A 9,303-nucleotide genomic window follows, 5' to 3' on the forward strand; every position below is an offset into this window, starting at 1 on the left:
AACGCGCCTATCAGCGTCAATTACAAGGAGGAAAGGTCGCGTCGTCAGGCTGACGACAACAACCCCACCCAACCGGTCATTTTAATTGTCGCCGACCGGTCAAAGTAGTTGACGCCGGATACGTGATGTGCTTTACGCCAACCGGGAGATCAGCTCTGCGGAAGAACGTCACCAGGTGCGCCAGGAACAGCTCGAGCAGCTCGAGGCCCTGGGCGTGGCGGACCTGTTCCTGGGCCGGCATGGAGGTTGACCCGGCCTCCGACACGATAACGCGATGCGGATAATGCCAGGGGGAGTGATGAGCGAGCAGAAGCGAGAGCATAAGTGGCCAAAAAAGCTCATGGAAGTGACGGATGTCGCTGAACAGGCGCTGGTGAACCATGGGCTGGAGCAGAACAGGTCCCGCGAGTTGGCAAAGGTTGTGATAAAGGCCCTGGCCTTCTTGCATGGCGGCCGGGTGTTCTACTTTCCCAAGGGCGAGGGGCTGGATCTCGCCCTGCGCGACCGCGAGATCTGGGAGCGGTTCGATGGCCACAACCACGAGGAGCTCTCCCGCGAGCACGGTCTGACCACCACCCGGATCTACGGGATCCTGGCCGAGCAGAGAAAGCTCCGCCAAAGCGACAAAGAGACATGAGGTTTCCACCCTGCCAATGATGGCGGGGTGTCTATGGGGGCCCCGGAGGATGTTGGTGGGCGATGCAGGAGAGAGGGCCTTCGAGCCCCGGTTCACGGCCTTCATCGTCCCTGGGCACGGCAACCGGTAAGCCCCCACCCTATTTCTGTCAGGCAGTGACCCACGCCACCCTGGTGTAGCACTGAGACCTGATCTACAAGCTCGGAGACTGCTGTGGCGATCTCAAAACTAATCCTCGGGAAGCGTGATTTCTGGCTGCCATTGACAGTCAAGCAAGTGGCCGAGAATCCAGCAGATGGGGAGTTCTGTTTTTCCCTCCGGGTTCGCGATGTGAGTAGCCGCCGCTTGTGCGAGTTACTGAGAGAACTCAGCGCCATCCAGGTCAGCGCTGAGTTCGATGATGATGAACGTGAGGTGCGTATCGCTGAGAAGCTGGGCGAGCTGGTCATGGGCTGGCGAGATGTCTGTGACGATGGCGGTGAGGAGATCCCTTTTACCCCTGAAGCGTTCCGTCAATTACTGAAGATATCAGGGATGGCGCCAGCAATACTTCGTGCGTACGGCGATGGCTACTCCACAGCCGTGCCGACCATGCACCTGAAAGCATGAGGTAGCCCATGGCCAATGATCTGCGCGTAGGCATCCGCCTCGAGGCCGACCCCAGCAACCTGCGGGCTGGCACCCAGCAGGGCGTGCGCGAGGTGCGCCGACTCACCGAGCAGACCCAGCGCAGCGGTCGAGAGACCCGCTCGGCTGCCCGTGAGACCCGAACCTTCAGCGACTCCATGCGCAACGCCGCCAGTGCCTCGGCGGTGCTGCATGGCCCGTTGGGTGGCGTTGCCTCCCGGTTCTCCTCCATCGCCACCCTGGCCAACCGCGCCGGTCTGGCCCTGGGCGCCACCGGCCTGGCCGCCAGCGCCGGTGTGATGGGTTGGCTGTCCTTCACTCGCGCCGCCGGGAACGCCGAGCAGCAGCTGCTGCGTCTTGAGGCGCGCCTTCAGGCCACTGGCTTCGCCGCGGGGGTCTCGATCCAAGAGATCGAAGAATTTGCTCAGCGCATGGCTGAAGACACGCTGACAAGCGTGAGTGAGGTAAGGACCGCAGCTGCTGAGCTGGCTGGCTTCTCGAGTATCGCTGGTCAGAACTTCTTCCGGGTGATTGAGCTTGCCCAGGATCTGGGCGGCAACTTGACCAGTAACGTGCAGCAGATCGCCCGGGTGCTGGAGGCTCCAGAGGAGGGCTTGGGCCGCCTGGGACGGCGCATGACCGACCTGACGTTCGAGCAGCGCCAGATGATCCAGGAGATGGTCGAGACCGGCCGTCAGGCGGATGCCATGCGCGTTATTCTGGAGCATCTCGAGCAGCAGATTGGTGGCACTGGGGTGGGTGAGGCACAGGGCCTAGCCGGCGCCATGGATACCTTGGGCAAGAACTGGACCCAGCTGAAAGAAAATCTGGGCGATACCTCCTATGCGCAGCGTGCCGTCCAGGGTCTTTCCAGCATTGTTGGTGGCCTGGAGCGTGTCAGTCAGCAGACTGATGATGTGCGTTTGCAAACAGCTCGCGCTCGTCGTGAGCTGACGCTTTTCGGTCGGTTCGTGGACCGTGATCAGCTCGATGCCCAGATCACTCGTCTTGAGCGGCGTCGGGAAACGCAGGGCCCCGGTGCGCTATCCGCCTCCCGGGCCGAGGCAGATGCCGGCCGGCGCCGGGACCGGATCAAGGAGATCGAGCAGGAAGCCGCAGATGCGCGTGTCGAGATCGAGCGCACCGCAAATGACCGCATCATCGCCGAGCGCGACCGTATGCTCCGCGAGCTGGAGGGGCTAAGCACCCAGGGCGGTATCGATAATGCCGATCTGGCCAGCGCCCGGGCTGCGGTGGAAGCCCGGGCCGCGGCTGCCATTGAGGCCGCAGAGCGACCTGCCCGTGAAGCCGCTGATCGCCGCGCCCAGGCCGAGGCTGAGCGCGCCGCCAGCCAGGCCGCCGCCAACCAGCAGGTGATCGCCGGCCTGCAACGCGAGCGGCAGCTGCTGGAGAGCCTGGCCGGTACCGAGCGCGACCGCGCCCAGGCCATGGATGCCGCCACGGGGCGCCTCAACGAGTTCGCCACCCCCGCCCAGGTCGCCCAAGCCAGAGCCTTGGCGGGCGCCATGCATGACATGCTCGAGGCCGAGCAACGCCTTATCGAGATCCGCGCCGCCGAAGATGATCTCGCCCTGCGCATCGCCCAGCAGGAGCTGCTCGCTCAGTACTCCGGTCAGGAGACCGACGAGTACCGCATCCAGGCAGCGTTATTGGAGCTCAAGCATCGGATCGGCGAAGGCGCCGCCCAGCAGCTCGAGCAGCAGGTGCGTCTCGCCCACGAGCTCACCCGCGCCAACCAGGAGCAGGTCGAAGCGCAACGCAATCTGGAGGGTATTCTTGATCGCGTAGACCCCTCGCGGGCGTTGGAGCGGCAGCTGGAGCTGATCGAGGAGCTCAAGACGCAGTTCCCACAGTACGCTGCCGCCCTTGAGCAGGCTGCCGACCAGGTGCGCGCCCGCATCGAGGAGATCAACTCCGGGCTGATCAGCGCACGTAACATAAACCGCAATTTCGCTTTCGGCGCAGCACGGGGCCTCGATTCATTCGCCGAGGATCTCGCCAACGGCCGCAACGCCATTGAGAGTCTGGGCGATGCGTTCCGTCAGTTCGCGGCTGACTTCCTGCGTCAGATAAGCCAGATGATTATCCAGCAGATGATCTTCAACGCCCTGCAGAACGCTACCGGCGGCGGGATCGGTGGGGCTGTCGCAGGCGTGTTCGGCACCCACCACGGCGGGGGCGTCGTGGGCTCTGGTGGTACCCGCACTGCAATAGCCGCAGACGAGATGCTGATCCTCGCGCGGCGCAACGAAGAGGTGCTCACCACCAACGACCCCCGGCACCGCAATAACCAGGGTGGGAGTGCCTCGGAACGCGGCTTGACCATCATCAATACTTTTGACGCTGACGAAGCATTTCAGGCTGGGATCAACACGCCTGTTGGTGAAAGAGCCTTGGTCAATCAGATCAAGCGTAACAAATCCCAGATCAAGACCGTTTTAGGTCTGTGATGGCTATACGGCACGTCTGGCTCGCTACAACTGTGTAGCGCATCGCAAAACACCCGCCTGCGGTACGCTGAGTTTGCTCCCGCTCGAGAGGGCCTGTCGATGCCTGTTCAACGCCCGTTAAAGCCGACCCATCCGCCGAGATGGATGGGTCGTTCCTACCGCGCTGTGCCATGCTGATCGGACCGTACAGCAGGGAGAACGCAGATGGGACTCCTCTCCAAGATCCGCGCCGCGCTCGTCAGCGTGCCCAAGCCACCTGCAGAACCCCAGGCCTCGAGCGAGGCATCCGATCGCCCCATTGACTATTACGAGCAAGCCTTTGAGCTTGCCGCCGTGGGCATTGAGTGGCCGCCGGAGGCGCGCGATGCCGTGCGAGGTGCGCTGGCAAAGGTGATCTACGATGGTGAGCAGCAGGGCAACAAGGCCTTAGCTGCAGTATGGCCAGATTCATTCCGGTGGCCGGACGCCGAACTCTATCTCGACGACCTTGGGATCGGCGCATCTTCCCGCCAACTGATGATCATGCTGAGAACGCAGGTCTCGCGAGCGGCACACCAACTGCGTAGGATCGAGCAGATGCGGCTCGTGGCCGGTCATAGCATGATCAGGGGCAATACTCATGTACTAGTGGCTCACACCAGCTCTCCAGACGGCATCAGCCGATGCGGGCTCAGCCATAAGGAGACTCGGAGTTGCGAGATGGCGGCGGACATGGCCCCCTGCCTGGTCTTCGGCTGTGACTGTTCATGGGCGGCACTGCAGCCCAGACATATCAAGTAGCCGATGCCATCAGCAGCCAACCGCTGCTGCCCTTGTCAGAGTCGTAGAGCCAGATCGCCCCACAGTTCTGGCACTGGTAATCCTGCTCTCTCGATGCTCCGATATGGCTGTTTAAGTGGCGCGCCTCACCTATGGCCTTGAGACGGGAATGAGGCGGATCGCGCCGCCTCTTGCTCTTCTGCTGGATACAGGGCCTACAGAGCTGGACCATGCTTGCACTCCTCGCGGGGGATGTGACCGCAGCCTAGCGCAGGCCATGGTTGGATCACATGCTGCATTTTATGCTTCACGGCCTGCTCTGGCTTGTGCTGATTGCAACCGCGACGACTAAGCGGGGACGCTTTATTGGTATGCCGGTTCCACTGCGTGAAAAATAGCGTTTGCCGATTATCGTGCGCCCAGGGCGGGAATTATCGTGCGGCGCTACAAAATAGTGGAGTTTACGGGGTGTAAATGAGCATATTGAGTCAAATTTTAACGAAGTATTGTCGAGTGCAGCCCTTTTGTAGGCACCCTCAGAGGATGACATGAAAAACGCCGGCTATGGCCTGCTGCTGGCGCTGCAGTTCCTCACCCGGCTGCCGGTGCCGGTGGCGTGTCCCTGGACGCCGGCCACCCGCCGCTGGGCGCTGCGCTGCTATCCGCTGGTGGGGCTGCTGCTGGGGGGCGTGCTGGCGGGCGCGGCGGCGCTGCTGCAGGGGGCGCTGCCCGCGCCGCTGCTGGCGCTCGCGCTGCTCAGCCTGTGGGTGGCGCTCTCCGGCGGGTTGCACCTGGACGGGCTGATGGATGTGGCCGACGCCCTGGGCAGCAATGCCCCCCTGGAGCGGCGCTGGGAGATCATGAAAGATCCCCAGGTAGGCAGCTTCGGTATGCTGGCGCTGGTCTTTCTGCTGGCCTGGAAGGGCGTGCTGCTGTGGGCGCTGGTGGATGCCGGAGTGAGCCTGGCGGTGCTGCTGGCGGTGCCCGCCCTGGCGCGTTTCGGCGCCGTGGCGCTGCTGCGGCTCGCGCCCTGTGCCCGGCGCGAAGGGCTGGCCTGGGCCTGGCGCCAGGATCTGGGCCATCGCGACCTGCTGCTGGCGCTATGGCCGCTGCCGCTGCTGTTCTGGCTGCTGCCGGGCTGGCTGCTGCTGTTCGGCGCGCTGCTGATCTTTCTGCTGCTCTACGGCCTGGCGATGACCCGGGCCTTCACCGGCATCAACGGCGATATCGTGGGTGCCGCCATCGAGGGAGGAGAGCTATGGCTGCTGCTGATTGCCTGGAGCTGGTGGTCGTTCGTCACGGGCTGACCGCATGGAACCAGGAACGCCGCTACCAGGGACAGCGCGATATCCCGCTGCTGCTGCCCGAGGCGCTCGGCGACATGGCGCGGCTGCGCGATCACCTGGCCGGCGAGCCCTTCGACGCCGTTCACTGCAGCGATCTGACGCGCTGCCGCCAGACCCTGGCCCATGTGTTCGACGCCGACGAGCGCCAGACACGCTTGGATCCGCGCCTGCGCGAGCTCGACTTCGGCGACTACGAGGGCCGCTGCTATGCTGAGCTCAAGGACCAGCCGGCCTATCGCGCCTGGATCGACAGCCGAGGGGAACAGGCGCCGCCGGGCGGGGAGTCCGCCGCCGCCCTGCGCGCCCGGCTCGAAGCCTGGCTCACCGAGTTGTTGGCTACGGCGCTGAGGGAGGGGCATCGGCGGGTGCTGACGGTGACCCACGGCGGCGTGATCCGTGAACTGCGCCGGCGCTTGGAGGCGATCGACTTCTGGGCGGGCAGCGTCGGACAGGCCCAGGGGCGTCGGTTCGTGTTCACTCATCAGGGAGGCTGGCAATGCAGCTCTTCATCGGCGGTGCCTGCGCCGGCAAGCGCGACGCCGTAGCGGCACGCTTTCCGGCGGCGAACTGGTGTCGACTGGTGCCCAGCCGGCCGCTGGGTGACTGGCGTCGCCAGGGCGCGCCCGGCACGGTGCGGGTGATCACCGGCTGGCTCGGCTGGCTGCAGGCGGCGCTGGCGCATGAGCCCGACGACGATGCGCTGAGAAACCAGCTCGCCGCCGAACTCGATGCCCTGTGCGCCGCCGAGTGCCGCGATGGCCACGAGGTGGTGCTGATCCTGCCGGAGGTGGGCCGCGGCATCGTGCCCATGGCGGCCAGCGATCGTCGACTGCGCGATCTGGCCGGCTGGCTCGCCCAAGACGCCGCCGCCCGGGCCGAGCGGGTCTGGTACGTTCGCCATGGGCTGCTTCAGGTACTGCGTCAGGTCAAGGCGCCGGCCAATGCGCGTTGACGCCTTCCGACCAGGTTGCTAGCTTACGCCCACTCTCAGGTGCTGACGGCGGCTCGTCGTCAGTGAAACGGGAAGTCGGTGCGCTCTGTGAGCCATTCCGACGCTGCCCCCGCAACGGTGATCGAGACAAGAACGGCCGATATGCCACTGTGCCCAGGCACGGGAAGGCCGCCGTTCGGGAAGCCGGTATTCCGCCGCTTCCGCTCGTCAGCCCGGAGACCGGCCCGAGAGTCCAGGAAACGCTAAACAAATCGACGAGCGGGATGAGGCGCAAGGCGAATGCAGCGATTCGTCGGGGACGCCTAGTCCGCGCAGGCATTTGTGGCGTGTTTCCAGTATGCCGGGTTGCGGTGGGCGACCAAGGGCTGGGCAAACGCCGCTTTTTCCGTTCTCCCTTCCCTCGATCTTCCTTGCCGCCCCGGCGAATGCCGAAAAACCGACCGTGCGGGTAGGCACGGCGAGCAAGGGACAATCATGAAAACCACACGTAACGCTACCCGTGGCCTGGCCGCTTTTGGCCTCGCTGCGCTGCCGCTGGCCGTTCAGGCCCAGGCCCCCGAGGCCGACACCGACCAGGCCGTGCGCCTCAATCCCCTGGTGGTCACCGCCGCCCTGGCACCGCGTACCGCCGACGAAACGCTGGCTTCCGTCACCGTGCTGGATGAAGCGACGCTGCGTCGCCAGGATCCGACCAGTGTCACCGATCTGCTGCGTGGCCAGCCCGGGGTGGACGTGACCTCCAACGGGTCCTTCGGCAAGAACAGCAGTGTCTACATTCGCGGTACCGGCAATGATGCCACCGTGCTGATGATCGACGGTATTCGACTGCGTTCGGCGACCACCGGCGGCGCCGCCTGGCACTATCTGGAACCGCGCATGTTCCAGCGCGCCGAGATCGTGCGCGGCCCGCGCGGCAGCCTCTACGGCGCCGATGCGGTGGGCGGTGTGGTGCAGCTGTTTACCCATGAGGCACAGGAGGGCGGCCCGCATCCCAGCGTCTCCGTGGGCGGCGGTTCCTTCAATACCCAGCGCTACAGCGCCACCCTCTCCGGCAGCAGCGGCGGCACCCGCTACAGCTTCGCCGGCAGCCATTTTTCCACCGATGGCGCCCCGGTTCGCCGCGATGGCGACGACAAGGGGTATGACAACACCACCGGGCTGGCGCGTCTCGCCCATACCTTCGACGGTGGGGCCGAGCTGGGCGTGCTGGCGCTGCGCGCGCGCGGCAACAACGAATTCGACGGCGGTGAGAGCGACTTCGTCCAGCAGGTGGCCGGCGTCTATGCCGAGCTGCCGGTGACCGACCGCTGGAGCAGCCGCCTCACCCTCAGCGAGGCGCGGGATGAGCTCGACACTTTCAACACGAGCTTTCCCTCCACCATCGAAACGCGCACTCAGACGGCCCGCTGGCAGAATACCCTGGCACTGGGGTTGCACGAGCTGATTGCCGGCGCCGAGTACAGCGAGGATCGGGTGGCCGGCAGCAATGACTACGACGTCGACCGTCGTGACAACGCGGCGCTGTTCGCCCAGGGGCTGTTCGACTTTTCCCCCTTCGCGCTGCAGGCCAGCCTGCGCTATGACGACAACGAGGCCTATGGCGAAGAGGTGACAGGCAGCCTGGCGCTGGGCTATGACCTGGATGCCCACCATACCCTGCGGGCGAGTGTCGGCACCGCTTTCAAGGCGCCCAGCTTCAATGATCTCTACTGGCCGGGGTCGGGCAATCCCGATCTCGAAGCGGAGACCTCGGAAAGCCTGGAAGTTGGCGTGCGTGGCCAGTATCGCGATCTCTTCTGGGATCTGGCCGCCTACCAGACCGACCTCGACGATATGATCGCCTGGGCGCCGCAGCCCTCAGGGCTCTGGGCGCCGACGAACATCGATTCGGCGCGTATCCGTGGCGTTGAATTGTCCGCCGGTGCCGAGCTTAACGACTGGACCCTGGCCGCGGCCCTGACCTACATCGACCCGGAGAATCGCAGCGAGGGCAATGCGGGCAACCGCTTGGCGCGCCGCGCCAGCCAGAGCCTGCGCCTGGACGTCGACCGCGAGCTGGGCGACTGGTCGCTGGGCGGCTCCTGGATCGCCCAGAACCATCGCTACGACGATGCCGCCAACGAGCGGCGCCTGGCCGGCTTCGGCCTGGTCAACCTGCGCGCCGGCTGGGAGTTTGCGCCCATGTGGTCGACTCGCCTGACCGTGGAGAACGCCTTCGACAAGGAGTATGAGACCGCCCGCGACTATATCAACGCCGGGCGCGCCGCCTTCGTCAGCGTGCACTTCGACCAATGAAGCCTATGGTGATACGCGCTTGCTTGCCCAGCGCCGCTCTGGCGCTGTGGCTCGGGGCCGGGGGGATCGCCTCGGCCCAGGCCGAGGTGTGCGCCGTGGACGACCGCGACCGCGAGGTATGCCTCGAGCAGCCGGCAAGCCGCATCGCCGCGCTCTCGCCCGGGGCCACCGAGCTGGTCTATGCCGCTGGGGCGGGGGAGAAGGTGGTGGCGGTGG

The 9,303-nt window shown here is 65.2% G+C and carries 9 protein-coding genes, 1 pseudogene and 1 riboswitch; all 10 genes and pseudogenes read left to right on the forward strand.

Annotated elements, in window-relative coordinates:
• Positions 1-127: 127 nt before the first annotated feature.
• Complete coding sequence (locus HOP52_RS19680) at positions 128-250, forward strand: hypothetical protein (RefSeq protein ID WP_275298304.1); 123 nt, start codon at positions 128-130, stop codon at positions 248-250.
• A 48-nt stretch (positions 251-298) separates the two neighbouring features.
• Positions 299-637 (forward strand): Mor transcription activator family protein, encoded by a 339-nt coding sequence (locus HOP52_RS19230; RefSeq protein WP_238979149.1) that lies wholly within the window; start codon positions 299-301, stop codon positions 635-637.
• A gap of 213 nt (positions 638-850) precedes the next feature.
• Positions 851-1,246, forward strand: coding sequence for a hypothetical protein (locus HOP52_RS19235; RefSeq protein WP_238979150.1), 396 nt, complete (start codon positions 851-853; stop codon positions 1,244-1,246).
• A gap of 8 nt (positions 1,247-1,254) precedes the next feature.
• Positions 1,255-3,735: a hypothetical protein gene (locus HOP52_RS19240; protein ID WP_238979151.1), complete on the forward strand. Its 2,481-nt coding sequence runs from the start codon at positions 1,255-1,257 to the stop codon at positions 3,733-3,735.
• Between the two features lie 204 nt (positions 3,736-3,939).
• The gene (locus HOP52_RS19245) at positions 3,940-4,515 is read left to right on the forward strand and encodes a hypothetical protein (protein ID WP_238979152.1); all 576 of its coding nucleotides are present in this window, start codon (positions 3,940-3,942) and stop codon (positions 4,513-4,515) included.
• 527 nt (positions 4,516-5,042) lie between these two features.
• Positions 5,043-5,801, forward strand: a complete 759-nt coding sequence (gene cobS, locus HOP52_RS19250; protein ID WP_238979153.1) for an adenosylcobinamide-GDP ribazoletransferase — start codon at positions 5,043-5,045, stop codon at positions 5,799-5,801.
• A complete protein-coding gene (locus HOP52_RS19255; RefSeq protein WP_238979154.1) occupies positions 5,753-6,385 on the forward strand; it encodes a histidine phosphatase family protein in 633 nt (210 codons plus the stop codon). The genes cobS and HOP52_RS19255 overlap by 49 nt, the downstream gene beginning before the upstream one ends.
• Positions 6,337-6,792, forward strand: a complete 456-nt coding sequence (locus HOP52_RS19260) for a bifunctional adenosylcobinamide kinase/adenosylcobinamide-phosphate guanylyltransferase (RefSeq protein WP_238979155.1) — start codon at positions 6,337-6,339, stop codon at positions 6,790-6,792. Before HOP52_RS19255 ends, HOP52_RS19260 begins: the two co-directional genes overlap by 49 nt.
• A gap of 20 nt (positions 6,793-6,812) precedes the next feature.
• A riboswitch (cobalamin riboswitch) is annotated at positions 6,813-7,034 on the forward strand.
• A gap of 232 nt (positions 7,035-7,266) precedes the next feature.
• Positions 7,267-9,087, forward strand: a complete 1,821-nt coding sequence (locus HOP52_RS19265; RefSeq protein ID WP_238979156.1) for a TonB-dependent receptor domain-containing protein — start codon at positions 7,267-7,269, stop codon at positions 9,085-9,087.
• Between the two features lie 38 nt (positions 9,088-9,125).
• Positions 9,126-9,303 (forward strand): annotated as a pseudogene (locus tag HOP52_RS19270) (cobalamin-binding protein); the annotation flags it as partial.

The organism is Billgrantia campisalis (assembly GCF_022341425.1).
In the GTDB taxonomy this organism is placed as follows: Bacteria; Pseudomonadota; Gammaproteobacteria; order Pseudomonadales; family Halomonadaceae; genus Halomonas; species Halomonas campisalis.